The 23,824-nt window shown below is 67.8% G+C and carries 29 protein-coding genes; 15 read left to right on the forward strand and 14 right to left on the reverse strand.

What is annotated here, in order from left to right; all coding sequences use genetic code 11:
* A complete protein-coding gene (locus tag B0B01_RS07390) occupies positions 1 to 3,375 on the forward strand; it encodes an efflux RND transporter permease subunit (protein ID WP_076649138.1) in 3,375 nt (1,124 codons plus the stop codon).
* Here B0B01_RS07390 and B0B01_RS07395 read toward each other — a convergent pair.
* On the reverse strand, positions 3,333 to 3,803 hold the full coding sequence (locus B0B01_RS07395; RefSeq protein WP_076649140.1) for an NUDIX hydrolase: 471 nt from the start codon (positions 3,801 to 3,803) through the stop codon (positions 3,333 to 3,335). The genes B0B01_RS07390 and B0B01_RS07395 overlap by 43 nt on opposite strands.
* Positions 3,800 to 4,690: a protein-disulfide reductase DsbD domain-containing protein gene (locus B0B01_RS07400; protein WP_234967726.1), complete on the reverse strand. Its 891-nt coding sequence runs from the start codon at positions 4,688 to 4,690 to the stop codon at positions 3,800 to 3,802. Before B0B01_RS07400 ends, B0B01_RS07395 begins: the two co-directional genes overlap by 4 nt.
* 135 nt (positions 4,691 to 4,825) lie before the next feature.
* Here B0B01_RS07400 and B0B01_RS07405 point away from each other — a divergent pair, with 135 nt between their 5' ends.
* A complete protein-coding gene (locus B0B01_RS07405; protein WP_076649144.1) occupies positions 4,826 to 5,380 on the forward strand; it encodes a YqgE/AlgH family protein in 555 nt (184 codons plus the stop codon).
* Positions 5,381 to 5,428: 48 nt separating this feature from the next.
* On the opposite strand, the gene B0B01_RS07410 is transcribed toward B0B01_RS07405, so the two are convergent.
* Positions 5,429 to 6,385 (reverse strand): L-threonylcarbamoyladenylate synthase, encoded by a 957-nt coding sequence (locus B0B01_RS07410; protein WP_076649146.1) that lies wholly within the window; start codon positions 6,383 to 6,385, stop codon positions 5,429 to 5,431.
* Positions 6,386 to 6,517: 132 nt separating this feature from the next.
* On the opposite strand from B0B01_RS07410, the gene B0B01_RS07415 reads away from it, so the two are divergent.
* From B0B01_RS07415 to B0B01_RS07430, 4 genes are all read left to right on the forward strand, one after another.
* A complete protein-coding gene (locus B0B01_RS07415; protein WP_076649148.1) occupies positions 6,518 to 8,200 on the forward strand; it encodes an acyl-CoA dehydrogenase in 1,683 nt (560 codons plus the stop codon).
* 12 nt (positions 8,201 to 8,212) lie between these two features.
* Positions 8,213 to 9,268 carry an MBL fold metallo-hydrolase gene (locus tag B0B01_RS07420; protein ID WP_076649150.1) on the forward strand — a complete coding sequence of 352 codons (1,056 nt, stop codon included), beginning with the start codon at positions 8,213 to 8,215 and terminating at the stop codon, positions 9,266 to 9,268.
* A 90-nt stretch (positions 9,269 to 9,358) separates the two neighbouring features.
* Positions 9,359 to 9,490 carry an aa3-type cytochrome c oxidase subunit IV gene (locus B0B01_RS07425; protein WP_076649152.1) on the forward strand — a complete coding sequence of 44 codons (132 nt, stop codon included), beginning with the start codon at positions 9,359 to 9,361 and terminating at the stop codon, positions 9,488 to 9,490.
* A gap of 18 nt (positions 9,491 to 9,508) precedes the next feature.
* Entirely contained in the window at positions 9,509 to 10,153 is a 645-nt protein-coding gene (locus tag B0B01_RS07430; protein ID WP_076649154.1) for a hypothetical protein, read from the forward strand.
* Here the strand turns inward: B0B01_RS07430 and B0B01_RS07435 are convergent.
* Positions 10,138 to 10,473, reverse strand: a complete 336-nt coding sequence (locus B0B01_RS07435) for an AzlD domain-containing protein (protein ID WP_076649156.1) — start codon at positions 10,471 to 10,473, stop codon at positions 10,138 to 10,140. The two genes, B0B01_RS07430 and B0B01_RS07435, sit on opposite strands and share 16 nt — an antisense overlap.
* A complete protein-coding gene (locus B0B01_RS07440) occupies positions 10,470 to 11,186 on the reverse strand; it encodes an AzlC family ABC transporter permease (RefSeq protein ID WP_076649158.1) in 717 nt (238 codons plus the stop codon). Before B0B01_RS07440 ends, B0B01_RS07435 begins: the two co-directional genes overlap by 4 nt.
* A 52-nt stretch (positions 11,187 to 11,238) precedes the next feature.
* Between B0B01_RS07440 and B0B01_RS07445 the strand changes: the two genes are divergently transcribed.
* Genes B0B01_RS07445 through B0B01_RS07460 form a run of 4 tightly spaced genes read left to right on the forward strand, consistent with a single transcriptional unit; the run spans position 11,239 to position 14,571 of the window.
* Entirely contained in the window at positions 11,239 to 12,129 is an 891-nt protein-coding gene (locus B0B01_RS07445; RefSeq protein ID WP_076649160.1) for a formate dehydrogenase accessory sulfurtransferase FdhD, read from the forward strand.
* A 27-nt stretch (positions 12,130 to 12,156) separates the two neighbouring features.
* Complete coding sequence (gene mobA / locus B0B01_RS07450) at positions 12,157 to 12,777, forward strand: molybdenum cofactor guanylyltransferase MobA (RefSeq protein WP_143733067.1); 621 nt, start codon at positions 12,157 to 12,159, stop codon at positions 12,775 to 12,777.
* Complete coding sequence (gene mobB / locus B0B01_RS07455; protein WP_076649162.1) at positions 12,774 to 13,301, forward strand: molybdopterin-guanine dinucleotide biosynthesis protein B; 528 nt, start codon at positions 12,774 to 12,776, stop codon at positions 13,299 to 13,301. The genes mobA and mobB overlap by 4 nt, the downstream gene beginning before the upstream one ends.
* Entirely contained in the window at positions 13,291 to 14,571 is a 1,281-nt protein-coding gene (locus B0B01_RS07460; RefSeq protein WP_076649164.1) for a molybdopterin-binding protein, read from the forward strand. Before mobB ends, B0B01_RS07460 begins: the two co-directional genes overlap by 11 nt.
* 15 nt (positions 14,572 to 14,586) lie before the next feature.
* Here the strand turns inward: B0B01_RS07460 and B0B01_RS07465 are convergent, their stop codons facing one another.
* The 9 genes from B0B01_RS07465 to B0B01_RS07505 form a co-directional block, all read right to left on the reverse strand.
* Positions 14,587 to 15,396, reverse strand: coding sequence for a division plane positioning ATPase MipZ (locus B0B01_RS07465; RefSeq protein WP_076649167.1), 810 nt, complete (start codon positions 15,394 to 15,396; stop codon positions 14,587 to 14,589).
* Positions 15,397 to 15,605: 209 nt separating this feature from the next.
* Positions 15,606 to 15,827, reverse strand: a complete 222-nt coding sequence (gene rpmE / locus B0B01_RS07470) for a 50S ribosomal protein L31 (RefSeq protein ID WP_076649169.1) — start codon at positions 15,825 to 15,827, stop codon at positions 15,606 to 15,608.
* 12 nt (positions 15,828 to 15,839) lie between these two features.
* The gene (gene rplS, locus B0B01_RS07475) at positions 15,840 to 16,223 is read right to left on the reverse strand and encodes a 50S ribosomal protein L19 (RefSeq protein ID WP_076649171.1); all 384 of its coding nucleotides are present in this window, start codon (positions 16,221 to 16,223) and stop codon (positions 15,840 to 15,842) included.
* Positions 16,224 to 16,473: 250 nt separating this feature from the next.
* On the reverse strand, positions 16,474 to 17,202 hold the full coding sequence (gene trmD, locus B0B01_RS07480) for a tRNA (guanosine(37)-N1)-methyltransferase TrmD (protein WP_076649173.1): 729 nt from the start codon (positions 17,200 to 17,202) through the stop codon (positions 16,474 to 16,476).
* On the reverse strand, positions 17,199 to 17,726 hold the full coding sequence (gene rimM / locus B0B01_RS07485) for a ribosome maturation factor RimM (protein ID WP_076649175.1): 528 nt from the start codon (positions 17,724 to 17,726) through the stop codon (positions 17,199 to 17,201). Before rimM ends, trmD begins: the two co-directional genes overlap by 4 nt.
* A 186-nt stretch (positions 17,727 to 17,912) precedes the next feature.
* Positions 17,913 to 18,287 (reverse strand): 30S ribosomal protein S16, encoded by a 375-nt coding sequence (rpsP, locus tag B0B01_RS07490; protein ID WP_076649177.1) that lies wholly within the window; start codon positions 18,285 to 18,287, stop codon positions 17,913 to 17,915.
* 73 nt (positions 18,288 to 18,360) lie between these two features.
* Positions 18,361 to 18,645 carry a chorismate mutase gene (locus B0B01_RS07495; RefSeq protein ID WP_076649179.1) on the reverse strand — a complete coding sequence of 95 codons (285 nt, stop codon included), beginning with the start codon at positions 18,643 to 18,645 and terminating at the stop codon, positions 18,361 to 18,363.
* A gap of 136 nt (positions 18,646 to 18,781) precedes the next feature.
* Positions 18,782 to 20,266, reverse strand: a complete 1,485-nt coding sequence (gene ffh / locus B0B01_RS07500) for a signal recognition particle protein (RefSeq protein WP_076649181.1) — start codon at positions 20,264 to 20,266, stop codon at positions 18,782 to 18,784.
* A 316-nt stretch (positions 20,267 to 20,582) separates the two neighbouring features.
* On the reverse strand, positions 20,583 to 20,978 hold the full coding sequence (locus tag B0B01_RS07505; protein ID WP_076649183.1) for an ArsR/SmtB family transcription factor: 396 nt from the start codon (positions 20,976 to 20,978) through the stop codon (positions 20,583 to 20,585).
* Positions 20,979 to 21,195: 217 nt separating this feature from the next.
* Between B0B01_RS07505 and B0B01_RS07510 the strand changes: the two genes are divergently transcribed.
* The 5 genes from B0B01_RS07510 to B0B01_RS07530 all read left to right on the forward strand — a co-directional run bounded on the left by B0B01_RS07510 (position 21,196) and on the right by B0B01_RS07530 (position 23,800).
* Complete coding sequence (locus B0B01_RS07510; RefSeq protein ID WP_076649185.1) at positions 21,196 to 21,546, forward strand: AtpZ/AtpI family protein; 351 nt, start codon at positions 21,196 to 21,198, stop codon at positions 21,544 to 21,546.
* Positions 21,536 to 22,294 (forward strand): F0F1 ATP synthase subunit A, encoded by a 759-nt coding sequence (locus tag B0B01_RS07515; RefSeq protein WP_076649187.1) that lies wholly within the window; start codon positions 21,536 to 21,538, stop codon positions 22,292 to 22,294. The genes B0B01_RS07510 and B0B01_RS07515 overlap by 11 nt, the downstream gene beginning before the upstream one ends.
* Positions 22,295 to 22,367: 73 nt before the next feature.
* Complete coding sequence (locus B0B01_RS07520; RefSeq protein WP_076649189.1) at positions 22,368 to 22,604, forward strand: F0F1 ATP synthase subunit C; 237 nt, start codon at positions 22,368 to 22,370, stop codon at positions 22,602 to 22,604.
* 83 nt (positions 22,605 to 22,687) lie between these two features.
* Positions 22,688 to 23,227, forward strand: a complete 540-nt coding sequence (locus B0B01_RS07525; RefSeq protein WP_076649191.1) for a F0F1 ATP synthase subunit B' — start codon at positions 22,688 to 22,690, stop codon at positions 23,225 to 23,227.
* A gap of 3 nt (positions 23,228 to 23,230) precedes the next feature.
* Entirely contained in the window at positions 23,231 to 23,800 is a 570-nt protein-coding gene (locus B0B01_RS07530) for a F0F1 ATP synthase subunit B (protein WP_234967727.1), read from the forward strand.
* Positions 23,801 to 23,824 lie beyond the last annotated feature (24 nt).

The following is a 23,824-nucleotide window of genomic DNA, read 5'->3' on the forward strand; positions in this document are numbered from 1 at the left end:
TTGATGCGCGATCTACCCGACCGGGCGCAGGGCCTGTTTTCCTATTTCACGCGTCACCGCACCGCCGGCAACCTGCTTTTGATGCTGATGCTGGTGCTTGGCGCCGTGGCGATCCCGAACATGCGGGCGCAGTCGCTGCCGGACGTGGTGGTGAATACGGTCTCGGTCGGCGTGACCTGGGAAGGTGCGGGCCCCGAGGACGTGGACCGCGCCATCGTGCAACTGCTTGAACCGGCGCTGCAGGCGGTCGATGGCGTTGCGGAAACCCACGCCACCGCGCGCGAGGGACGGGCCAGCATCACGCTTGATTTCGAGCCGGGCTGGAACATGATGCAGGCCTCGGACGATGTGCAGGCGGCGGTGAACGCGGTCACGGACCTTCCCGAAGAAGCCGAGGTTCCGACGGTGCGTCGCGGCACATGGTGGGACCGCGTCACCGACGTGGTGATCACCGGCCCGGTGGCGCCGCTTCAGCTTGGACAGTTTGCCGACGAGATGGTGACGCGGCTGTTTGACGCCGGGATCACCCGCACCACGATCCAGGGGCTGGCCGCGCCCGAGACCCTGATCGAGGTTCCGACCGTGCGGCTGATGGAACATGACATCGCCATGAGCGATATCGCCGCCGCCATCCGCGCCGAGGTGGATGCCGCGCCGGCGGGCGAGGTCAAGGGCGCCAATGCGCGGGTGCGCACCGGGATCGAGCGGCGCTCGCCCGAGGCGCTGGCCGAGATCGTCCTGCGGCGCAACCGCGACGGCACCACGCTCACCATTGGCGACGTGGCGGATATCCGCGTCGAGGGGGCGGACCGCGAGCGCGCCTATTACGTGAACGACGAACCCGCCATGGCGATCCGGGTCGAGCGGTCGGCACAGGGCGATGCCGTGGCGATCCAGCGGCAGGTCGAGAGCATCGCCGCCGACATGCGGGCCAGCCTGCCGCAGGGCGTCACGGTCGAACTGGTGCGCACCCGGGCCGAGGAAATCTCGGCGCAGCTCAGGATGCTGCTCACGAACGGCATCGAGGGGCTGGTTCTGGTGCTGGTGCTCCTGTTCCTGTTCCTCAATGCGCGCACCGCAATCTGGGTGGCGATGGGAATCCCGGCCTCGCTCTTTGGCGCCATCGCGGTCATGTATGTGACGGGGATGACCTTCAACACCATGTCGCTGTTCGGGCTCATCATCGTGCTCGGCATCGTGGTGGATGATGCGATCGTGGTCGGTGAATATGCCGACCAGCGTGCCCGCAGGCTTGGCGAATCGCCAACCGCAGCGGCGGAAAACGCGGCCCGGCGCATGGCCATGCCGGTGATGGCGGCGACGCTCACGACGATGCTCGCCTTTCTAGCGCTTTATGCGGTGGGCGGACGTTTCGGGGACATGATCCGCGACGTTCCTTTTGCCGTGATTGCGGTGCTTGCGGCCTCGATGGTCGAATGTTTCCTGATCCTGCCCGGCCACATGCGCCATGCGCTGACCCATGCGGCGCAGGATCACTGGTACGACTGGCCGAACCGGATCGTGAACCGGGGCTTTCGCCATGTGCGCGACCACCTGTTCCGTCCGCTGGTCGGCTGGATCGTCACCTTTCGCTATGTGGTGCTTGCGGGGATCGTCCTTGCGCTTGCGAGCCAGCTTGCGCTGCTGGTTTCGGGTGAGCTGCCCTGGCGGTTCTTCAACGCGCCCGAGCAGAACTCGGTCGCCGGCGATTTCGCCATGGTCGAGGGGGCGAGCCGGGCCGATTCGCTCGAGATGATGGCCGAGATGCAGCGCGCGGTGGACGAGATCGGCGCCGAATACGAGGCCCGCTACGGCAGGAACCCGGTGCGTTACGTGATGGCCCAGGTCGGCGGCACGGCGGGCTGGGGCCTTGCGGGGGCCGACAACAAGGAACCCGACCTGCTGGGCGGCATCAGCGTCGAACTGATCGACGCCGACCTGCGCCCCTATTCCAGCTTTGCCTTCGTCGGCGACCTGCAGGAGCGCGTGCGCCAGCACCCGCTTGCCGAGATCGTCAGCTTTCGCGGCGCCCGCATGGGACCGGGGGGCGATGCGCTCGATGTGCAGTTCTACGGCGCCGAGGTGGGCGTGCTGAAACGCGCGAGCCTCGAATTGCAGAACACGCTCATGCGCTATCCCGAAATCTCGGGGCTGAACGACGACCTGCCCTATGACAAGGAAGAGCTGATCCTCGATCTGACGCCCCAGGGCGAGACGCTCGGGTTCGACATGGCCGGGCTGGGGCAGGTGCTGCGCGCGCGGCTGAACGGGATCGAGGCCGCGACCTATCCTGATGGGCGGCGCAGCGCGGAGATCCGGGTCGAACTGCCCGAATCCGAACAGACGGCGGATTTTCTCGACCATACCTATCTGCGCACCGGTTCGGGGAGCTATGTGCCGCTTGCCGATATCGTGACCGTCACGCGCCAGACCGGGTTTTCCACCGTGCAGCGGGAAAACGGGCTGCGGGTGATTTCGGTGACCGGCGACATCTCCGAAGACGATCCGGCGCGGGCGCAGGACATCATGCAGACGCTCGAATCCGAGATCCTGCCCGCCATCGCCGCCGACCTTCAGGTGGACTGGCGCCTGTCGGGGCTGAAAGAACAGGAAAGCGAATTTCTGGGCGATGCGACGACCGGGCTCATTCTCTGCCTCACCAGCATCTACCTCGTGCTGGTCTGGGTGTTTTCGAGCTGGACCCGGCCCTTCGTGGTGATGGCCGTGGTTCCCTTCGGGCTCGTCGGTGCGATCTGGGGGCACTACATCTGGGATATGCCGCTCAGCATGTTTTCGGTGGTCGGGCTGCTCGGGCTGTCGGGCATCATCATCAACGATTCGATCGTGCTGGTCAGCACCATCGACGAATATGCGCAGACAAGGGGGCTGCGGCCGGCGATCATCGACGCGGTGGCGGACCGGCTGCGCCCGGTGTTCCTGACCACGGCGACGACGGTTCTGGGGCTTGCGCCGCTGCTTTACGAAAACAGCCGCCAGGCGCTGATGCTGAAACCGACGGTGATCACGCTGGCCTATGGCCTTGGCTTCGGGATGGTCCTCGTTCTGCTGCTGGTGCCGGCGTTGGTGGCGATGCAGCATGACCTGATGCGCCCGCTGCGCTCGCTGCGGCGGGGATTGCGCAGCCCGCTCACCCGCAATCCGCTGCGCCTTGCCGCGCTGCTGGTGATGCTCTGGTTCGGGATCACCATGCTCTGGCCGGCGCTGTCCGGGGCGCTGCCCGCCGGGATCGCATGGCTTGCGCCGCAGCTTGCGCCGCTCACGGCGGGGCTGATCCTGTTCGTCATCGGCTCGGCGCTTCTGGTCGGCGGGGTTTACGGGGCCGCCGTGTCGCGGCTTGCCGGTCGGGAAAGCTGATCGATGCGGGCAAGCGCAAGCATTGCCAGTTCCTCCACCCGGTCGCTGGCGGGGAGCGCGCCCGCCCGCAGGTCGCCGGGTGTGACGAAGGCGGCGTCGAGCGCGTCATCCGCCGCCACCGGCTCGCCCGCTTCGCAGCGGCAGAGCACCGCCGCCAGCAGGTAATGGGCGGTGAGCGTGCCGCCGGGATCGCGGTGGATCACGTCGATATTGGTCAGATATTCGACCGCCTCGCCGCGCAGGCCGGTTTCCTCGCGCAGTTCGCGCACCGCGGCGGCAAGCGCGGTTTCGCCCGGTTCCACATGACCGCCGGGAAAGCCCCACCGCCCCGCGTCGGGCGGATTGCGCCGGCGCACCAGCAGCACGCGCCGCCCGCGCACCACCACCGCGAGCGCCGCAAGCCGCGGCATCGGCAGCGCCGGGGTCATTCCCCGCTGCAGCCCCGGATGTCGGCGGCCTGCGCACCGCCGAAGACGGTGATGCGGATCTTCGAGCGGTCGAGTGCGAGCCCCTCGCCCGTCTCGTCGATGAATTCGGTCGAGGTGACAAGCTGCGGGCCCTCGCGCCGGGTCTCGGCCTGCCCGGCCCAGACGCCGGGGACACCGGGTTCGATCACCGCGACCTCGCTGCCGGTGGAGGGCGGCGGCAGGTCGATGCGCGCGGTCAGGCGGATGCCGTCCTGCGTCGGCTGCATGGAACAGCTTGCCCCGGTCACGCCCGCCTCCCGGGCGGTGGAGGGGCGGTCGGCCAGTGCGGCGACGATCTGCGGGTCGCGCGGAGCGGCCGCGTCGAGCGCCTGGTCGAAGCTTACGTTGCCGGGGATGCAGATGTCGCTGCACAGGCCCAGATCCATCCGCCCGGCAAGGCGCACGTCCTGATCCGCATGTTCCGGCGTGATCTCGACCGGCAGCACCAGCCGGTCGGCATAGCCGAAGGAGCGATAGCCGCTTTGTTCGAACACCATCGGAGTCGGCCAGTGGATCTGCACCTGGCCGAGATTCTGCGATCCGCTCCAGTCGAAGCGCGGCGGAATCCCGGCCTCTCCCGGGCTGCGCCAGTAGGTTTTCCAGCCCTCCGCCAGAGTGAGTTCGAGCGCTGCCATCCGCGTTCCCTCCGCGGTGGTGCCGCCGTCGAGAACGCGCAGGCGCACCAGCCGATCCGGGTCGGGAATCGCGGATTGCGCCGCGGCCGGGGCGGCGGTGAGCAGCAGCGCGAGCACCATGACAAACGACGCGGCAAAGGCCATGACGGCGGGGAAAGCCGGCGATGCGGTCAGCGCGGTCGCGGGCGTGTGTCGGGGAGCAGGTTCTGTCATGACGCCATTGATGCGCCCGTGCCCGGACCGGAGCAAGTCACGTTCGGGTCATGGCATCGTGTCGCGCGACATGCCCCTTGCACGGGACAGCCGGCACCGCCATGCTGGAGGCGCGGTAGAATTCAGGCAGGAAAGATGGATCTCAGCGGAAAGCTTCTGATCGCGATGCCGACGCTTGGCGACAACTGGTTCCAGCGTTCGGTCGTGCTGATGTGCCGCCACTCGGATGAGGGCGCGATGGGGCTCATCATCAACAAGCGCGCCCGCGACCTGCAGCTTTCGGACCTGCTCGAACAGTTCGAGATCACGCCCGATCCGCCCGATTTCAACATGCCGGTGCATTTCGGCGGCCCGGTCGAAACCGGGCGCGGCTTTGTCCTGCACTCGGGCGAATACAAGTCGCAACTGCAGACGCTCGAAGTGACCGGCGCGCTCGGCATGACCGCGACCATCGACATTCTCGAGGATCTGGCGACCGGCAAGGGACCGGAGCGCGCGCTTCTGATGCTCGGCTATGCCGGCTGGGGGCCCGGTCAGGTCGAGAACGAGATCACCATGAACGGCTGGCTGACCGTCGATGCCGATGCCGATCTGATCTTTGCCCGTTCCGACGGCGAGAAATGGGAAGCGGCGCTGGGACGGCTCGGGGTCAATCCGCTCACGCTTTCGGCAGCGGCGGGGCGCGCCTGAACCGCCTGCGGCTCGTGCTGCGGCAGATGCACGGCACGGATGCGGGCCTCAGTCGCGCGGCGCGGCGGCGCGGCGCAGCCGGTCGTTGATCGCCCGCCCGATCCCTTGGTCGGGGACCGGCGCCACCGCGATCGGCCGGCCGGTTTCATCAAGCCGGTGCAGATGCCCGAACAGCATTGCCGCAGCCTCGGCCAGATCGCCCGCAGGCGAAAGGTTCAGGTCGCATTCCATGTCACCGAAGCCAAGCAGGACCTCGCCCGGCGCGGCGCTTTCGGCATTCAGCCGCAGCGGCGCGCGCGGCGCATAATGCGAGGCAAGCTGCCCCGGAGAACGGGGCCGCGCGCCGGCGGGCACGGGTGGGCGGGGCGACAGCACCGGACCGGTCAGCGCCTCGATCATTTCCACCGGGGTGCCGCCCGCGCGCAAGAGCCGGGGCGGGCCGGAGAGGTCGAGAATGGTCGATTCGACCCCGACCGCGCAGGGCCCCGCGTCGATCACGGCGGCGATGCGCCCGCCGAGGCCGGCAAGAACATGGGCCGCAGTGGTCGGGCTGATCCGCCCCGAGGGATTGGCCGAGGGCGCGGCGACCGGCAGCCCGGCCGCGCCGATCAGCGCCTGCGCCACGGGATGCGCCGGCACCCGCACCGCGAGCGTGTCCAGCCCCGCCGTCACCAGCGGCGATATCCCGTGCCCGTTGGCCAGCGGCAGCACGAGCGTGAGCGGCCCCGGCCAGAACGCCGCCGCAAACCGTTCGGCGGTATCGGACCAGCACACATGGCGGCGCGCCGCATCCGCATCCGCCACATGGACGATGAGCGGGTTGAACGACGGCCGCCCCTTGGCCGCATAGATCGCGCCGACCGCCGCGTCGTTTCCTGCATCGGCGCCGAGCCCGTAAACCGTTTCGGTCGGAAAGGCGACGAGGCGCCCCGCGCGCAGGAATTGGCCGGCGCGGGCGATGTCTTGGGGCGCGGTGCCCAGCACCTCGGTTTCCGGCTCCGGCATGGGGCGATATGCCCTTTCGGCATATGGGCGGCCGGGCTGGTATCGCGGCCCGGCTCTCTGATATAGGGCTGAAGGTCTTTAGCCCGGCTGCCCCCCGGTTGCCAAGCCTGCCCGGGCGGATCAGGAGCCCCGTTGATGTTTCATGCGCCGCTCGAGGATTACCGCTTCATCCTGCGCCACGTCGCGGGTTTTGATCGTAACGGTGGCCCGTCCGCCGCCGTCGATGCAGAGACGCTCGACGCGATCCTGACCGGGGCCGGGCAGCTTTGTGAGGGGGTTCTCGCGCCGCTGAACCGCGCCGGTGATGTGCATCCGGCCCGCCTTGAGGACGGAATCGTGCATGCGCCGCCCGGCTTTGCCGAGGGCTATCGCATGATCGCCGATGGCGGCTGGATCGGGATCAGCGCCCCGCCCGGATACGGGGGCATGGGGCTGCCGCTCGCGCTGTCCGCCGTGGTGCAGGAAATGATGGCCGGCGCCTGCCTGTCGCTGCAACTGCTACCGGTGCTGGCGCGCGGCGCGATCGAGGCCATTGCCCGCCACGCAGGCCCGGACTTGCGCGACCTTTACCTGCCGCGCCTCATCAGCGGCGAATGGACCGCGACCATGAACCTGACCGAGCCGCAGGCGGGCAGCGACCTTGGCGCGATCCGCTGCCGGGCGGAGCCGCGGTCCGACGGAACCCACGCGATCACCGGCGAAAAGATCTTCATCACCTGGGGCGACCACGATCTTGCCGGCAACATCATCCACCTGGTGCTGGCCCGGCTGCCCGGCGCGCCTGCGGGGGCGAAGGGCATCAGCCTGTTCCTGGTGCCGAAACATCTGCCCGATGCAGACGGGAACGCCGCCGCGCGGAACCGGGTCGAGGCGGCGGGGATCGAGCGCAAGCTCGGCATCCATGGCTCGCCCACCTGCACCATGCGCTACGATGGCGCGACCGGCTGGCTGGTCGGCGGGGAAAATGGCGGGCTTGCTGCCATGTTCACCATGATGAACAACGCCCGGCTCGGCGTTGGCGGGCAGGGCATCGGCATGGCTGAAGCGGCCTATCAGCAGGCGCTTGCCTATGCGCGCGAGCGGGTTCAGGGCAACCACGCGGGCAGCACCATCATCGACCACGCCGATGTGCGCCGCATGATCCTGACCATGCGTGCCGAGATCTTCGCGATCCGCGCCATCGCGGTCGCCGCCTCGGCGGCCGGCGATCTGGCTGCCGCAGGCGATGACGGGGCGGCGGCGCGGGTCGCGCTGCTCACGCCGATCGTCAAGGCGCATGGCACCGATATCGCCACCGAGGTCGCCAGCGCGGCGCTGCAGGTTCACGGCGGACTCGGCTATATCGAGGACACCGGCATCGCGCAGCTGGTCCGCGACGCCCGCGTGCTGCCGATCTACGAGGGCACGAACGGCATTCAGGCCATGGATCTTGCGGGGCGGAAGCTCGCGGACGGGGGCAGGGCGGCCTTTGCCCTGCTCGACGAGGTGGAGGCGGCGGCGCGGCAGGCGGTGCTTTCCGACCTTGCCGCCCCGCTGCTGCAGGCGGTGGCGAACCTGCGCGGGGCGACCCGCTGGATGGTCGGGCGCGAGGACGTGCAGGATCGCCTTGCCGGCGCGGCGCCCTACCTGCGGGGTTTTGCCCGTGTGCTCGGCGCCGGTTGCCACCTGCGCGCGGCAGAAGCGGCGCCGGGCGGCGCGCGCGAACATCTCGCGCGGTTCTTCATCGCCGCGATCCTGCCCGAACATGAGGCGCTGCTTGCCCGGGCGCGGCTCGGGGCGGACGTGCTGTTCGCGCATCCCGTGGATGAGCTTTGAAAGGAAACGGTCATGGACGGAGCTGACATCGGCGCGCTGCGCTATCCCTGGACCGAACCGCCCGCGCCCGGAGAGGCGGTCGAGGTGGCGGATGGCGTGCTCTGGATGCGCCTGCCGCTGCCGATGAAGCTTGACCATGTGAACATCTACGCGCTGGATGACGGCGACGGCTGGTCCGTCATCGACACCGGCTTCGACAGCCGCCGCAGCCGCGAGGCATGGCAGACCCTGCTTGCCGGGCCGCTTGCCGGGAGGCCGGTGCGCCGGGTGATCGTGACCCATCACCACCCGGATCACGTCGGGCTTGCCGGCTGGTTCCAGCGCGAACACGGGGCGGAACTGGTGATGACGCGCGCCGGCTGGCTGTTCGCGCGGATGCTGACGCTTGATGTGCAGGAGAAATGGCCGGAAGAGACGCTCGCCTTCTATCGCGGCGCCGGGATGGAGCGCGAGTTCTACGCGCGCCGGGCCAAGGATCGTCCCTTCAACTTCGCCGATGTGGTCGCGCCCATGCCGCTTGGCTTTTCCAAGGTGAAACAGGATGACCGCATCCGCATCGGCGGGCGCGACTGGGTGGTGCATACCGGCGGCGGCCACGCGCCCGAACAGGCGACCTTCTGGAGCACGGACGACAACCTCGTGCTGACCGGCGATCAGGTGATTTCGACCATCAGCCCGAATATCGGCGTCTATGCGACCGAGCCGCTGGCCGATCCGCTGACGGAGTGGCTGGAAAGCTGTGCGCGGCTGTCCCGCCATGCCCGTCCCGATCAACTGGCGCTCGCGGGGCACAAGCTGCCGTTCATCGGCCTGCCGCATCGCCTGCGGGCGCTGGTCGAGAACCACGAAAGCGCCCTCGCGCGGCTGCTTGAATACCTGGACCGGCCGCGCTCGGCCGGGGACTGTTTCCAGCCGCTGTTCCGGCGCGGCATCGGCACCGCCGAATACGGCCACGCGCTGGTCGAGTCCGTGGCGCATCTGAACCACCTTTATCACAAGGGGCTCGTGACGCGGGTGGCGGACCCGGAAACCGGGGCCTGGATGTTCCTGCGCTCTGATCGGGCGTGAATGACGGGGCTGCTGCATTTTGCCGGGGTGACAGGATTGGGCGCATCGGTTATCCAGTAGGCAATTGCTGTATAAACGGGACGACGGGACATGGCTGGACCTCATGGGCAGATGGACATTATCGAACAGGAACGGACATTTCGCGGCTTTGTGAAATGGGTCGTCTGGTCGATCATCCTGACGGCGCTGCTTCTGATCTTCCTGGCTGTTTTCGCTGCCTGAGCAGGCGCTCCGACTCCGGTGCACCGCGTCCTGCCCTGGCTTGCAACGCTGCTGCTGCTGGCTCTGCCGGGCTGCGCGGAGCGTGCGCCCCGTGCCGATGATGCAACGCTGCGCGAGGTGGCCTGGCGCGAGCCGGGGCCGGCCTCGCTTACGCTTTACACGATGGTCAACAACCGCACCGGCAAGGGCGCGCATTCGTCGATCCTGATCAATGCCTCCGAACGGGTGATCTTCGACCCGGCCGGTTCCTTCCAGTCCGACCTGGTGCCGCAGCGCGACGATGTCCTGTTCGGCATCACGCCACGAATCGAGCGGGCCTATCGGTCGAGCCATGCGCGCAGCACCCATCACGTTCTTCGCCAGAAGATCGAAGTGACCCCCGAACAGGCCGAGGCCGCCTATCGCGCGGCACTTGCCTACGGCCCGGTGCCGGGCGCCTTTTGCGCTGCTGCCGCCTCGCGCGTGCTGGCGGGGGTGCCGGGCCTTGGCGGAATGATCCGGCCGACGATGTTCCCGGCCCGGCTTTCCGAACATGTGGGGGCGATTCCCGGCGTGCAGGAAGACCGCTACCGCGAGGACGGGGAGGATGGCCTTGCCCAAAGTCTGGCCCGCGCCAACCGCGACCTTGCCGCAGCGCAGGTTCAGGCTCAGCCCAGCAGATAGAGCAGCCCGTAAAGCGTGGCCGCCCCGGCAAGGATCGCGATCAGGACGCTGCGGCTCAGCCAGCCGGCCATGATGGTCGCGCCCGCCGCGATAAGACGTGGCAGATCCGGCGCTCCGCCGGTGGCCGCCGGCCAGAGCACCGCTGGCGTGACCAGCGCCGGCAGGATCGCGACCCCCGTATAGCGCAGGTGCCGCAGCAGCCATTCGGGCATGGTCCGGCTGCCGATCATGCCGAGAAAGACAAAACGCAGCAGGAAGCTCCCGACCGCAAGGCCGACGATGATGGTCCAGAGCGCGAGCGGTGCAGGCGGGGTGCTCATGGCCCGTGCTCCCGTGTGGCGAGGCGCCGTTCCGTTTCCGCCCCCGCGATCATGCCGAGCGTGCCGGCGACCAGCAGCCCGAGATTCCAGGGCAGGACGCCCCCCGGGATCGAGACCAGCGCTCCGGTCAGCGCGGCGGCGACATGAGCGGGTGTGCGCAGCATGGGGGCGATCATGGCCAGAAAGGTGATCGGCAGGGCGAAATCGAGCGCCCAGGATTCCGGGATGGCCGCGCCGAGCGCCGCACCCGCCCAGGTCGACGCCGCCCAGACCGGCGCCATCAGCATCGACGCGCCGGTATAGAAGGCAAGGCGCCCGCCCACGGAAAGGCGGGGGTTCGCCTCGTAATGCAGATGCGCGACCGCATAGGACTGATCGACCAGGAAGAACGCCACCAGCGCGCGCTGCCAGAGCGACGCCGTCCCGAGCCAGGGCGTGAGCGAGGCCGAATACATGGCAAGCCGCAGGTTGACCGCGAGCGATGACGCCAGGACGACGAGCGTCGGCGCCTGTTCCTGCATCAGTTGCAGCGCCGTGAACTGCGACGCGCCGGCAAAGACGGTGACGGCAAAGATCATGGTTTCAACGATGCTGAACCCGGCTTCGGTCGCCAGAACCCCGAACAGCATCCCGAAGGGCACGACCACCAGCACGAAGGGCGCGCCCGCGAGCAGGCCGGCACGGAAACTGGAATTGTGGATGGTGGTTGCCATATGTTGCTCGTAGAATAGGCGCAACAGGCGCAGTATCGCGCGACGGCATGGGGTGCAATTGGCGAAGCTCGAGGAAACCGGCGATTACCTGATCGCTCCCGACCCGAAATCGCCGCGGCTGACGCGGGCCATCGAGGGCGTGGACCAGTCGGGCGAGCGGGTCATGCTCCCCGTGGTCGAGGAACGGCCGCTCACGATCTATCTGAATTCGCAGGAGATCGTCACCGCCATGACCATCGGCGATTATCCCGAATATCTGGCGCTCGGCTTTCTGCGGAACCAGGGTATGTTGCGCGACGACGACGAGATCACGGGCGTCGATTACGACGAGGATCTCGAGGTCGCGGTGGTGCGCACCACGCGCGAGACGAGCTATGAGGACAAGCTGAAGAAAAAGACCCGCACCAGCGGCTGCGCGGTCGGCACCGTGTTCGGCGACATGATGGAGGGGCTAGAGGGGCTGCGCCTGCCGGCGGCGGAGCTGCGCACTTCGTGGCTTTACGAACTTTCCGCGCGGATCAACCGCACGCCCTCGCTCTACCTCGAGGCCGGGGCGATCCACGGCACGGTGCTGTGCCGCGAAAACCGTCCGTTGATCTATATGGAAGACGTCGGGCGCCACAACGCGGTGGACAAGATCTCGGGCTGGATGCTGCGGGAACGTGTCGATCCCGGGGATAAAATCCTTTACACCACCGGGCGGCTGACCTCGGAAATGGTGATCAAGACGGCGCTCATGGGAATTCCGGTGCTGGCGTCGCGCTCGGGCTTTACCGCCTGGGGGGTCGACATCGCGCGCGAGGTGGGGCTCACGCTGATCGGGCGGATGCGCGGGCGCCGCTTCACCTGCCTCGCGGGCGAAGAGCGCCTGATCCGCGACACCGACCCCGAAACCATCCCCGAGGAAGACCGCAAACATCGCCGCAAGAGCGCGGAAGGGTAAGTCATGCAGGATATGGAACAGGGCGCGGTGAATGCGCCGCTCGGGGTGATCCTTGCCGGCGGGCAGGCGCGCCGCATGGGCGGGGGCGACAAGGGGGAGCTTGACCTCGGCGGGCAGAGCCTGCTTTCCCGTGTCATCGGACGTCTTGCGCCGCAGGTGGATGCGCTCGCGCTGAATGCGAACGGCGACCCGGCCCGCTTTGCCAGATACGGGCTGCCGGTCCTGCCCGACAGTATCGGCGGCTATGTCGGGCCGCTGGCCGGGGTGCTGGCGGGGATGGACTGGGCCGCCGCGCGGGGCGCCGACGTGATCGTGACCGCGGCCTGGGACACGCCGTTCTTTCCGCGCGACCTCGTGGCGCGGCTTTCGGCGGCGGCGCAGGGCATGGACCATCCGCTGGTGCTGGCCGCGACCGATGACCCCGAACGCGGTTTTACGCGCCATTCGGCCTTCGGGCTCTGGCCGGTGGCGCTGCGCGAGGATTTGCGCGCGGCGCTGGGCGAGGGGCTGCGCAAGATCGTGCTCTGGACCGAGCGCCACGGCGGACGCTTTGCCGAATTTCCGCGCGGCGCCATTGATCCTTTCTTCAACGTGAACACGCCCGGGGATCTCGAGGCCGCCGCGGCTGTGCTGGAGAATGATCCATGAAGGTTTACGGCATCACCGGCTGGAAGAATTCGGGCAAGACCGGGCTGGTGGAGCGGCTTGTGACCGAGATCGCCGGGCGCGGGCTGTCGGTTTCGACGATCAAGCACGCCCATCACGCCTTCGACGTGGATCAGGAGGGCACCGACAGCTGGCGTCACCGTCACGCCGGGGCGCGCGAGGTGCTGCTGGCGTCGGGCCGCCGCTTCGCGCTCATGCACGAATTGCGCGGCGCGCCGGAGCCGGCGCTTTCCGATCTGCTGGCCCGCCTTGCTCCGGTCGATCTGGTGCTGATCGAGGGCTACAAGCGCGAGGCCCACCCCAAGATCGAGGCCCATCGCGCCGAAACCGGCAAGGCCCTGATCGGGCGTGACGATGCCTCGGTGCGCGCCGTGGCGTCGGATGTGCCGCTCGACTTCGACCGGCCGGTGTTCGATCTGAACGACACACAGGGAATCGCCGACTTCATCCTTGGCGAGACCGGGCTTGCGACCACCGACAGGGAGGCGATGCGCCATGACGCCTGACACCGTGCCCCCCGGCCTGCCGGTCCCGCCGCCCCTGCGCAACGACTGCTTTTCGCTGCCGGCCGGCGTGGACTGGACCCCGGTGGATGAGGCGCTTGCCCTGCTGCGCGAGCGGCTGCATCCGGTCTGCGCTTTCGAGCGGGCGCCCGCCACGGCGGCGCTTGGCCGGGTTCTGGCCGAAGACGTGATCGCGCGGCGCGCGCACCCGCCGCGCTCGAACTCGGCGGTCGATGGCTACGGCTTTGCCGGCCCCGTGCCCGAGGGCGCCCATGTCCTGCCGCTGGTCGAGGGACGGGCTGCCGCCGGGGGGGATTTCGCCGGCGCGGTGCCGGCGGGCCATGCGGTGCGCATCCTGACCGGGGCCGCCGTGCCGGAAGGGGTGGACAGTGTCGTGCTCGAGGAGGACGTGAGCCTTCAGGGCGGCCAGATCGCCTTTCGCGGGCCGCTGAAGGCCGGCGCGAATGTGCGCCCCGCGGGCGAGGATGTCGCGGCCGGGGCGGTCGCGCTTTCCGCCGGGCGGCAGATCACGCCGTCGGACCTTGCCCTGCTTGCCGCGATTGGCGTTGGAGAGGTCACGCTGCGCAAGCGGCTTCGGGTCGGGGTGATCTCGACCGGGGATGAACTGGTCGAGGCGGGAACCGATGCCGGGGTCGGAAAGATCCCGGATGCGAACCGGCCCATGCTGCTGGCGGTGCTTGAACGGCTGGGGCACGATCCGGTCGATCTCGGGCTCCTGGGCGATGACCGTGCTCTTCTGCGCGAGGCGCTCGATGAGGGCGCGGCGCGGGTCGATGCGATCATCACCAGCGGCGGCGCCTCGGCGGGGGACGAGGATCACGTTTCGGCGCTTCTGAACGAGGCCGGCGCGATGCAGCAGTGGCGCGTCGCGATCAAGCCCGGGCGCCCGCTCGCGCTCGGGCTCTGGCAGGGTGTGCCGGTGTTCGGTCTGCCGGGCAATCCGGTCGCGGCCATGGTCTGCACGCTGGTCTTTGCGCGCCCGGCGCTCGCGCTGCTGGCCGGTATGGGCTGGGTCGAGCCGCAGGGCTTTGACCTTCCGGCAGGGTTCGGGAAACGCAAGAAACCGGGGCGGCGCGAATTCCAGCGCGCGCGGGTGCGCGATGGCCGGGTTGAACCTTTCGCATCCGAAGGATCGGGGCGGATCAGCGGGCTGAGCTGGGCCGAGGGGCTGATGGAGCTTGGCGACGGTGAACGCCACGTCCGCCCGGGCGATCCGGTGCGGTTCATTCCCTGGGGCGGATTCGGGCTCTGACGGCCGCTGCGCGGGTCAGAAATCGGGCTCGACCCCCGGAAGCTCCAGCGCCCTGATCATGTCGCGCAGTTCCTGCCGGGCGGCCACGTTCGAGATGTTCAGTTGCTTCACCCCGATGTCCTTGAGGTCGAGCAGGGTCAGGCCGCGCGGGAACAGTTCGCGGAAGATCACCCGCTCGCTGAAGCCCGGGGCGACGCGAAAGCCGATGCGGCTTGCCAGCCGGTCGAGCGCGCGTTCCATCTTTTCCTTGTTGACCATGCGCTGCGAGCCAAGCCGATTGCGCATCACCACCCAGTCGATCGCCTTCAGTCCCGCCTGCGCCCGTAGCTGGCGCGCGTTCCAGACCATTTCGGAATAGACCGAGGGGCCGAGGATTTTCTCCCCGCCCGCATCGGTCCGGGCCAGAAGGTCGAAATCGATAAAGCTGTCGTTCAGCGGTGTGACCAGCGTATCGGCCAGCGAATGGGCGACCTGGCTCAGCCGTGTGTGCGAGCCGGGACAGTCGATCAGGATGAAATCCGCGTCCGGTTCCAGTTGCGCGACGGCGGCGGACAGGCGGTGGTCATAGACATTCTCGCCCGGATCGAGGTTCGTGGCATCGACCTCGGGCAGTTCGTGAAAGGCCGGGGTGGGCAGGCCAAGCCCGGCCATGGCGTCAAAGTTCGCCCGGTTTTCGATATAACGGCCAAGCGAGCGCTGCCGCAGGTCGAGGTCGAGCGCGCTGACCTTGTGGCCAAGCCGGGCCAGCGCCGTGGCCAGGTGCATGGAAACGGTGGACTTTCCCGCACCGCCCTTTTCGTTCCCGACGACGATGATATGCGCCATTCTGCTCCCTTTCCTGCACGGCGTCCTGCACGGTCCGCCGTGATGTCGCGCAGTCTATGTTGCTGATTCGCGCAAGGAAAGGATGAACGGGGCGGATAATCCTTCTGTCTGTGACGGATGTGCACGCGTCCGGGAAACGGAAAACGCCGCCCCTGACAGGGCGGCGTCCGATCCTTGGGATCCGGTCTTTCCGGGTTGCCGGAAGGTCGTCAGAATCCGAGACCCTCGTACTTCTTCTTGAAGCGCGACACGCGCCCGCCGGTGTCGAGCAGGCGGCTCGTTCCGCCGGTCCAGGCCGGATGCGACGAGGGATCGACATCGAGCGAAAGCTGGTCGTCGGCCGCGCCCCAGGTCGATTTCATCTGCACCACGGTGCCGTCGGTCAGCTTGACGTTGATCAGGTGGTAATCGGGGTGAATGTCTTTTCTCATCTGCTCGCTCCTTCAGGATTTGGCGGTCGAGAGCGGCTTGTAGCGCGTATTCTCGGCGATACGGGCGGATTTCCCGCGGCGGGTGCGCAGGTAATACAGCTTGGCGCGGCGCACGCGGCCCCGGCGCACCACGGTGATGCTGTCGATATTGGTCGAATGCAGCGGGAACACACGCTCGACCCCTTCGCCAAAGGAAATCTTGCGCACGGTGAAGGCGCCGGCGATGCCGTTGCCGTGATTGCGGCTGATGCAGACGCCCTCGTAATTCTGGACACGGGTGCGGGTGCCCTCGGTCACCTTGTAGCCGACGCGGATCGTGTCGCCGGCCTTGAAGTCGGGAATGTCCTGCCCGAGTTCGGCGATCTGTTCCGCCTCGATCTGTGCGATCAGGTCCATCGCATTGCTCCTTGAGATGCTCGTGGTTCTTCCACGAAGATTTGCGCGGCCGAGAGCTCCTGGTCTTCATCGGGTTCCGGCAGCGGCCAGCCCGCCCGAGATCGGCACGTCTTTCCTCTTGGTGGCGGCATCACCCGATGCGGTGGCGGACCGAAGAAAGCCCTTTGCATCGTCGGCGGCAATGACACCATCACCCGATAGCGGCAGTCCACCCGGGTTGTCGAGCGTCTAGGCCAAAGGCCGGCCCGGATCAAGAGGCATCAAGGCCCTGTTTCGCGCGGTGGCGCGCCCAGAGGTCGGGGCGGCGGCTGCGGGTCAGGTCTTCGGCCCGGTCGCGGCGCCAGCGGGCGATTCGGGCGTGATCGCCCGACAAAAGCACCTCGGGGATCGGGTGGCCGTGCCAGAGCGCGGGCCGGGTATACTGCGGATATTCCAGCAGATCGCCGGCAAAGCTTTCGTCGACCGCCGATTCGGGGTTGCCCAGCACATCGGGCAGCAGCCGCACCGTGGCGTCGATCAGCGCCTGGGCCGCGATCTCGCCGCCGGTGAGGACGAAATCGCCGAGCGAGAGTTCCTGCACCGGGTAGTGTTCGAAAATGCGCTCGTCCAGGCCCTCGAAACGGCCACAGATCAGGGTGACGCCCGGCCCGGCGGCAAGGTCGCGCATGAGCGCCTGGTCCATGACCCGCCCGCGCGGGCTGAAGCAGAACAGCGGCAGGGCGGGTGCCCGGGCCGCTGCCGCCTCGATCGCGGCGCCGACCACATCGGCGCGCAGCACCATGCCCGCGCCGCCGCCCGCCGGCGTGTCGTCGACGTTGCGATGCCGGCCGATGCCGAAGTCGCGCAGGTCGATGGCATCAAGCCGCCAGCGCCCGTCGCGCAGCGCCTTTCCGGTCAGGCTTTCGCCAAGCACCCCGGGAAAGGCATCGGGAAAAAGCGTGATGATGCGCGCGCACCACGGATCCGCCCGCACCGTCATCCGCGCCCCTTGCCGGGGGCGGGAAACAGCCCCTCCGGCGGATCGGCAACGACACGCCCCTCGCGCAGATCGACCAGCGGCACGGCCGCGCGGGTAAAGGGCAGAAGCACCGTATCCCGCAGGCCGGACCCGTGAATTTCCAGAAGATCGCCCGCACCGTGGTTCAGCACCGCGCGGACATGGCCAAGCAGCGTGCCGCCCGGGTCATGCACCGCGAGCCCGATCAGATCGGCGTGATAGAATTCGTCCTCGGGCAGATCGGGCATGCGCGCGCGGGGCACGAACAGCCGCAGGCCGCGCAGGGCCTCGGCCTCTTCCCGGGTGCGGATACCGGAAAGCCGCGCCGTCAGCGCATTGGCCGCCCGCCCGGTCAGGGTCACGTCAAAGCGGCGCGTGCCGCTTTCGTCGCTCAGGGGCGCATAATCGGCGATGGCCTCGGGCGTGGCGCAGAAGCTCTTGAGCCGCACTTCGCCCCGCACCCCGAACGCCCCGGCCAGCGCGCCGACGCAGACCAGATCGTCCATGGCATCCTTACCCGTCCCGGTGCTCATGCCGGCACCCGCAAGCGGATTCCATAGCCGACGGATTGCGGCAGGGCGCCACCGGGCGCGGCGGCAGGCGCCGCCCGCGCCGGGAGCGCCGCCGCCGCCCGGATGGCCGGTCGGCCGGACCCTGCAAGCCGGGGTTCTTCGCGCGCGCCCGCCACGGGCCTATTCGGCTGCGGCGTCTTCGGGGGCGGCGCTGGCCTCGGCAGCCTTCGCGGCCTTTTCCTCGGCGCGTTCCTTGGTCTTCTTGCTCGGCTCGGCCTTCTGCGGGTTGTTGCGCGCGGTCTTTTCGCGCAGGCCGGCGGCCTCGAGCATGCGGGCGATGCGGTCGGTCGGCTGGGCGCCCTGGGCGAGCCATTGCTGGATGCGGTCGAGATCCATCTTCACGCGCTCCTCGCTGTCCTTGGGCAGGAGCGGATTGTAGGTGCCGAGCTTTTCGAGGAAGCGCCCGTCGCGCGGCATGCGGCTGTCGCAGGCGACAATGCGGTAGAAGGGGCGTTTCTTGCTGCCCGCACGGGCGAGGCGGATTTTCAGGGCCATTTATGGATTCTCCTCTGGATGGCTTGCTGTTTGTCGTCGGGCGGGTTTCCGGGCCGCCCATGGGTCTTGTGGCTCAGGATCGTTGCCGGCGGTGGTGGCGGATCACCTCGGCAATGATGAAATTCAGCACCTTGCTGGCGAATTCCGGGTCGAGGTCGGCCTGTTTCGCCAGATCGCGGAGCCGCTCGATCTGGGCGGCCTCACGGTCGGGATCGGACGGGGGCAGGCCGTGTTCGGCCTTGAGCTGCCCGACCGCCTGGGTGTGCTTGAACCGCTCGCCCAGGGTGAAGACGAGGATCGCATCCAGCCGGTCGATGCTGGCCCGGTGATTTTTCAGAAGCTCGGCGACATCGGTCATCTGCGGGCTCCGCCTGGAGGGTCCGGAAAGCGGGAGCCGGAGAGCCGGGGGCCGGCCCCCGGACCCCCGGGATATTTCCGGCCAGAAGAAAGCTCGGGAGAAGGCGTCGTCCGGGCGGGGGCAGAGGGGGCGTGCGTCATTTCCGTTTGCGCCCCAGCCCGGAAAGACCGGCGGGCAGGTTGGCGCCACCCTGCCCGGGGAGGGTTCCGCCCATCTGGCGCGCCGCGGCCTCGAGCGCCTGCGGATCCATCTGCGAGGGGTCCATTCCGCCCTTGCCGAACATGCCCTTCATGGCCTGTTTCAGCATCTTGCCTTTGCCCATCTTCCCCATCTTCTTCATCATGTCGCCCATCTGGCGATGCATTTTCAGAAGCCGGTTGAGATCGGAGACCTCCATTCCGGCGCCGGCGGCGATGCGCTTTTTCCGGCTGGCCTGGAGAATCTGGGGATTGGCGCGTTCGCGTTTCGTCATCGAGCGGATCAGGGCGATCTGTTGCCGCAGCACACGGTCGTCGAAGCCGGCATCCTCGACCTGTTTCGCCATCTTGCCCATGCCGGGCATCATGCCGAGCATGCCCTGCATGCCGCCCATCTTGAGCATCTGTTCGAGCTGCATGGAGAGGTCGTTCATGTTGAACTGCCCCTTCATCATGCGCTTCATCATCTTTTCGGCCTGTTCGGCCTCGATGGTTTCCTGCGCCTTTTCCACCAGGGCGACGATGTCGCCCATGCCGAGGATGCGCCCGGCGATGCGTTCGGGCTCGAAGGTCTCAATGGCGTCCATCTTTTCGCCGAGCCCGACGAAGCGGATCGGCTTGCCCGTCACCGCGCGCATGGAGAGCGCCGCGCCGCCGCGCCCGTCGCCGTCCATCCGGGTGAGGACGACGCCGGTCACGCCGATCTTGGCGTCGAATTCGGTCGCGACGTTCACCGCGTCCTGCCCGGTCAGCCCGTCGACCACGAGCAGGGTCTCGCGCGGGTTGGCGACATCGCGCACCGCCGCGGCCTGACGGATCAGTTCTTCGTCGATATGGAGCCGCCCGGCCGTGTCGAGCATATAGACGTCGTAACCGCCAAGGCTGGCCTGTGTCCTGGCCCGGCGCGCGATGGCGACCGGGTCTTCGCCCTTGACGATCGGCAGCGTATCGATGCCGATCTGGGTGCCGAGGATCGCGAGCTGCTCCATGGCGGCGGGACGGTTGGTGTCGAGGCTGGCCATCAGCACGCGCTTGCCGTCGCGTTCGGTAAGCCGTTTCGCGAGTTTCGCCGTTGTGGTGGTCTTGCCCGACCCCTGCAGCCCGACCATCAGGATCGGGGCCGGCGGATTGTCGATCTTGAGCTTGCCGGGGTCGCCTTCGCCCTTCAGCACGTCGATCAGCGCGTCATGGACGATCTTGACCACCTGCTGACCCGGCGTCACCGATTTCGTGACCGCCTGGCCGGTGGCCTGTTCCTGCACCCGGTTGACGAAATCCCGCGCCACCGGCAACGAGACATCGGCTTCGAGCAGGGCGACGCGCACTTCGCGCAGCGCGGTCCTGACGTCATCCTCGGAGAGCGCGCCCTGTCTTGTCAGCCGCTCGAAAACGCCCGAGAGACGTTCGGAGAGGTTTTCGAACATGGGCGATCTTGCTCCGTTCCTGTGCCGGCTGGCCGGGGGCGGCCGGGCGGCGGTCAATGCGCGAACGCCCCCACGGGCGCGACGCGCTGGTGGAGGGCGATCCCGGGCACGCCCGGGACCGGAAGGGGCGGACCTCCCGGAGAACAGGCAGGCAGTTAACGGCGCGATGCCCGGTTGTCAAGATGTTCGGGGCCCTGGGCGCGCGATTCCGGAGCTGGACCTAAGTTCGGGGCGCCGGTATTTTCCGGTTGCGTCGGTTCCGTGCCGCAGGCGATCACTGCCGGGACGCGGAACGGCATGCGGGCGGGGAACGTAATCAATGCGCAGCATCATCTATACCATCGGCCTGGTGGTCATCGTCCTGTTCGTCCTGCGCCTGGCCGGGGTGCTCTAGCCCGAGTTCGGCGGCGAGGAAGCGTTCGAAGGCGTCGAGATCGACCGGTTCGAACAGGCCGAAGCCCTGCATCCAGACCGCAGCGGGGCGGAGCGCGTCGGGCTCCAGCCGGCACCATTTCACGCGGCCGCGGCGTTCCTGGCTGATCAGACCGGCGCGCGCCAGAACCGCGAGATGTTTCGATATGGCGGCAAGCGACACGGCAAAGGGTTCGGCGACATCGGTCACCGCCATGTCGTCCTCGAGCAGCATCGCGAGGATCGCCCGGCGGGTCGGGTCGGCAAGTGCGGCGAACACGGTGTCGAGCGGAGCGGCCATGGGCGCGCGATAGGCCGAAATCCCCGCAATGGTCAACCGCAAGGTTGAACATGCTGGTGCGGGGCGGCGCCGGGCCGGGCCGGCCGGTTGATGCGGTGGGGCGAAAATATCACTTTGCGAACAATGGTCTGGCCGGAACTTCCGGGATGACGGGCGGGAATTGACTCTGCGCGCGGGGCGCTCTAGCACATCAGCGACCTTTCGAGGGGGCAGTGCGGTGTCGGACGACGACCATAGGCAGCGCCTTGCGCAGCTTGAGGCGCAGCTTGACGCCGCCCGGGCGGCAAACGCGCCGAAGCCCCATACGGAGGAAAGCTATTCCCAGGCACATCTTGCCTGGCGGATGGTGATCGAACTGGTTTCCGGTCTGATGATCGGATTCGGCATCGGATACGGGCTCGACCGTTTGTTCGGGACGCTCCCGATCCTTCTGGTGCTGTTCACATTGCTGGGGCTCGCAGCCGGGATCAAGACCATGCTGCGCAGTGCCCGCGAAATTCAGGCCGGCCGCACGGGCACCGGCGACGAGGCGGGCGACAGGAAAGAGGAGCGGGCTAGTGGCGACTGAAGCACAGGGCGAAAGCAGCGGCGGTCTGGTGTTCCACCCGATGGACCAGTTCCAGGTCCGGCCGCTGTTCGGTGGCGATCACGTGGCCTGGTATACGCCGACCAATGTGACGCTCTGGATGGCGATCACCATTCTGGCCGTGATCCTGCTGCTGATCGTCGGCAGCTCGCGCCGCGCCATGGTGCCGAACCGGCGCCAGTCCATCGCCGAACTGGCCTATGGCTTCGTCTACAAGATGGTCGAGGACATCTGCGGCAAGGACGGGGTGCGCTATTTTCCCTATGTCATGACCCTGTTCATGTTCATCCTGTTCGCGAACATGCTCGGGCTCATCCCGATGTCCTTCACCACCACGAGCCATATCGCCGTCACCGGACTGCTGGCGCTCATGGTCTTTGTCACCGTCACCGTGCTTGGCTTCGTGCTGAACGGGGCGGCGTTCCTCGGGCTGTTCTGGCCGCGCGAGGCGCCGCTGGCGCTGCGGCCGGTGCTCGCTGTGATCGAGCTGATTTCCTATTTCGTGCGCCCGGTCAGCCACTCGGTCCGGCTTGCCGGGACCATGATGGCCGGCCACGCGGTGATCAAGGTGTTTGCCGCATTCGCCGCGGTCGCGCTGATCTCTCCGCTGTCGATCCTGGCGATCACCGCCATTTACGGGCTCGACCTCCTGGTGGCCTTTATTCAGGCCTATGTCTTCACGATCCTCACCTGCGTCTATCTCAAGGATGCGGTGAACCCCGGACACTGACGAATCGAAATCGGGCGGGCCCCCCGGCCTGCCTGCAAATCCTATCACCCGTTCCATCGTAAGGAGATGAACAATGGAAGGCGATATCGTACAAATGGGCGCATATATCGGCGCGGGACTGGCCTGCATGGGGCTGGGCGGCGCGGCGATCGGGGTCGGCAACGTGGCCGGCAACTATCTTTCGGGGGCCCTGCGCAACCCCTCGGCAGCGGCCAGCCAGACCGCCATGCTGTTCATCGGCATAGCCTTTGCCGAAGCGCTCGGCATCTTCGCCTTCCTCGTGGCGCTGCTGCTGATGTTCGCCGTCTGAACCTTTCGGACACCGGGTTTGCGCCCGGGCCCCAGGGCCTGGCGCAGCATCCTGCCTGAAAGGGCTTCCGAAGGGAGATCGCGATGGAATCTGACGCACTCGACACCACCGCGCAGGGCGCCGCCGATAGCGGGGCCGGGCTGCCGCAGCTGAACTTCGAGCATTTCGGCAACCAGATCTTCTGGCTGCTCGTCACGCTGGTGGTGATTTACCTGATCCTGAGCCGGGTCGCCCTGCCCCGGATCGCAGCGATCCTTGCCGAGCGGCAGGGGACGATCACCCACGATCTGGCCTATGCCGAAGAACTGAAGACCAAGGCCAGGGCCGCCGAGGACGCCTATGAAAAGGCGCTTGCCGATGCCCGTGCCGAGGCACAGGAAATCGTCGGGCAGGCGCGGGCCGAGATCCAGGCCGAGGTCGACGAGGCGATGAAGCGCGCCGATGCCGAAATCGCGGCCCGTACGGCAGAATCGGAAAAGGCGATTGCCGAAATTCGCGCCGGGGCGATGGAATCGGTGCGTGAGGTCGCAGGCGAGACCGCCGCGGCGCTGGTCACGGCGCTCGGCGGCAAGAGCGACGAGGGCGCCATCAGGGCGGCCGTCGATCGCCGGGTTGAGGGATAAGCCATGCGCAACAGGATGATCCTTGTCACGGCTGCGTTCGCATCGTTTGGCGCCACCCCGGCGCTCGCGGCGAGCGGGCCCTTCTTCTCGCTTTCCAATACCGATTTCGTGGTCAGCATAAGCTTTCTGCTGTTCGTCGCGATTCTGCTTTATTTCAAGGTGCCGGGTATTATCGGCGGCATGCTGGACAAGCGTGCCGACGCCATCCGTGGCGAACTGGCCGAGGCGCGCGCCCTGCGCGAAGAGGCGCAGAGCCTGCTGGCCTCCTACGAGCGCAAGCAGAAAGAGGTGCAGGCGCAGGCCGAGCGCATCATCGCAACCGCGCGCGAGGATGCCGCCGGGGCAGCCGAACAGGCCAAGGCCGATATCGCCCATTCGGTCGAACGTCGTCTGGCGGCGGCGGATGACCAGATCGCCTCAGCCCGCGACAAGGCCATGCGCGAGGTGCGCGAACGCGCGATTTCGGTCGCGGTCGCCGCGGCGGGCGAAGTGGTGTCCGGGCAGATGACGCCCGAACGTGACGCGGCGCTGGTCGATACGGCGATCGAAACGGTCGAGTCGCGGCTGCACTGATCCTTGCCCGGGGGCCGGTCCGGC

The sequence above is a fragment of the Pontibaca methylaminivorans genome, assembly GCF_900156525.1.
Classification (GTDB): domain Bacteria; phylum Pseudomonadota; class Alphaproteobacteria; order Rhodobacterales; family Rhodobacteraceae; genus Pontibaca; species Pontibaca methylaminivorans.

Bases quoted from the DNA above. Each gene is read 5' to 3' on its own strand.
- B0B01_RS07505 (WP_076649183.1), bottom strand. From the start codon at position 20,978: ATGGCCGCTCCGCTCGACACCGTGTTCGCCGCACTTGCCGACCCGACC.
- B0B01_RS07425 (WP_076649152.1), top strand. From the start codon at position 9,359: ATGGCTGGACCTCATGGGCAGATGGACATTATCGAACAGGAACGGACA.
- mobB (WP_076649162.1), top strand. From the start codon at position 12,774: ATGAAGGTTTACGGCATCACCGGCTGGAAGAATTCGGGCAAGACCGGG.
- B0B01_RS07530 (WP_234967727.1), top strand. From the start codon at position 23,231: ATGCGCAACAGGATGATCCTTGTCACGGCTGCGTTCGCATCGTTTGGC.
- B0B01_RS07440 (WP_076649158.1), bottom strand. From the start codon at position 11,186: ATGGCAACCACCATCCACAATTCCAGTTTCCGTGCCGGCCTGCTCGCG.
- rpsP (WP_076649177.1), bottom strand. From the start codon at position 18,287: ATGGCCCTGAAAATCCGCCTCGCCCGTGCGGGCAGCAAGAAACGCCCC.
- B0B01_RS07520 (WP_076649189.1), top strand. From the start codon at position 22,368: ATGGAAGGCGATATCGTACAAATGGGCGCATATATCGGCGCGGGACTG.
- ffh (WP_076649181.1), bottom strand. From the start codon at position 20,266: ATGTTCGAAAACCTCTCCGAACGTCTCTCGGGCGTTTTCGAGCGGCTG.
- B0B01_RS07410 (WP_076649146.1), bottom strand. From the start codon at position 6,385: ATGCCGGAGCCGGAAACCGAGGTGCTGGGCACCGCGCCCCAAGACATC.
- B0B01_RS07525 (WP_076649191.1), top strand. From the start codon at position 22,688: ATGGAATCTGACGCACTCGACACCACCGCGCAGGGCGCCGCCGATAGC.
- rplS (WP_076649171.1), bottom strand. From the start codon at position 16,223: ATGGACCTGATCGCACAGATCGAGGCGGAACAGATCGCCGAACTCGGG.
- rpmE (WP_076649169.1), bottom strand. From the start codon at position 15,827: ATGAGAAAAGACATTCACCCCGATTACCACCTGATCAACGTCAAGCTG.
- rimM (WP_076649175.1), bottom strand. From the start codon at position 17,726: ATGGACGATCTGGTCTGCGTCGGCGCGCTGGCCGGGGCGTTCGGGGTG.
- trmD (WP_076649173.1), bottom strand. From the start codon at position 17,202: ATGACGGTGCGGGCGGATCCGTGGTGCGCGCGCATCATCACGCTTTTT.
- B0B01_RS07465 (WP_076649167.1), bottom strand. From the start codon at position 15,396: ATGGCGCATATCATCGTCGTCGGGAACGAAAAGGGCGGTGCGGGAAAG.
- B0B01_RS07420 (WP_076649150.1), top strand. From the start codon at position 8,213: ATGGACGGAGCTGACATCGGCGCGCTGCGCTATCCCTGGACCGAACCG.
- B0B01_RS07435 (WP_076649156.1), bottom strand. From the start codon at position 10,473: ATGAGCACCCCGCCTGCACCGCTCGCGCTCTGGACCATCATCGTCGGC.
- B0B01_RS07495 (WP_076649179.1), bottom strand. From the start codon at position 18,645: ATGACCGATGTCGCCGAGCTTCTGAAAAATCACCGGGCCAGCATCGAC.
- B0B01_RS07405 (WP_076649144.1), top strand. From the start codon at position 4,826: ATGGATCTCAGCGGAAAGCTTCTGATCGCGATGCCGACGCTTGGCGAC.
- B0B01_RS07400 (WP_234967726.1), bottom strand. From the start codon at position 4,690: ATGACAGAACCTGCTCCCCGACACACGCCCGCGACCGCGCTGACCGCA.
- B0B01_RS07395 (WP_076649140.1), bottom strand. From the start codon at position 3,803: ATGACCCCGGCGCTGCCGATGCCGCGGCTTGCGGCGCTCGCGGTGGTG.
- B0B01_RS07460 (WP_076649164.1), top strand. From the start codon at position 13,291: ATGACGCCTGACACCGTGCCCCCCGGCCTGCCGGTCCCGCCGCCCCTG.